We start from the raw sequence: 893 nt of genomic DNA, 5'->3' as shown, positions 1-893 counted from the left end.
CGTCATGGGCGGCGGCGCAGGCGACCGCGCGCCGGTCCGGCGGCTCGCCGCGATGCCAGTCGCCGGTGCCGGCCGAGTCGACCTCCACCACACTCGCCAGCGGCGAGCGCTGCAGGTGGTGGCGCGGCGCGCCCTCGGCCATCGGCGAACGGCAGATGTTGCCCAGGCACACCAGCAGCAGCTTCATGCCTGCCCCTGCAGGTAGGCCTCGGCGCGCGCCAGGTCCTCGGGCGTGTCCACGCCCGGCGGGAACGGCGCCGGCGACAACGCCACCGCGATGCGGAACCCGGCTTCCAGCACCCGCAACTGCTCCAGCGACTCGATCCGCTCCAGCGTGCCCGGCGGCATCGCCGCGAACCGGCGCAGGAAGCCGGCGCGATAGGCGTAGATGCCGATATGCCGCAGCCACGGGCCGGGCAGCGGCAACTGCGTCTGCGAGGCGGCGAAGGCGTCGCGGTGCCAGGGGATCGGTGCGCGGCTGAAGTACAGCGCATCACCGGCGGCGCTGCGCACCAGCTTGACCACGTTGGGATCGAACAGGTGCTCGGCCGCGTCCACCGGCGTGCCCAGGGTCGCCATCTCGGCGCCGCTGTCGGCCAGGGTCCGGGCCACCGCGACGATGCCGGCGACCGGTGCGAACGGCTCGTCGCCCTGCAGATTGACCACCAGGGTCGCATCGTCCCAGCCGGCGATGTCGGCGCACTCGGCCAGGCGGTCGGTGCCGGAGGCGTGGTCGGCAGAGGTATTGGCCACATGCACGCCGTCCAGGTCGGCCACGGCGGCGGCGATGCGGGCATCGTCGGCGGCTACCCACACCTGGGTGGCACCGGCGGCGAGGGCACGCCGCGCCGCGTGGCGGACCAGCGGCTCGCCGCCGAGCGCACGCAAGGGCT

Annotated in this window: 2 protein-coding genes; both read right to left on the bottom strand. The window is 74.6% G+C overall.

All coding sequences use genetic code 11. The features are described 5' to 3' along the window. Positions 1-187: arsenate reductase/protein-tyrosine-phosphatase family protein (locus D183_RS0122385; protein ID WP_017910968.1), on the bottom strand; the 187-nt coding region annotated here is incomplete at its 3' end. Then, positions 184-893 (bottom strand): 3-deoxy-manno-octulosonate cytidylyltransferase (gene kdsB, locus D183_RS0122380; protein ID WP_017910967.1); only part of this gene is annotated, 710 nt, incomplete at its 5' end. The genes kdsB and D183_RS0122385, both read right to left, overlap by 4 nt.

It is taken from the genome of Xanthomonas sp. SHU 199 (assembly GCF_000364665.1).
Taxonomy (GTDB): Bacteria; Pseudomonadota; Gammaproteobacteria; order Xanthomonadales; family Xanthomonadaceae; genus Xanthomonas_A; species Xanthomonas_A sontii.
Note: the sequence above shows the minus strand (reverse complement) of the source record. Positions and strands in the feature narration are given on the sequence as shown.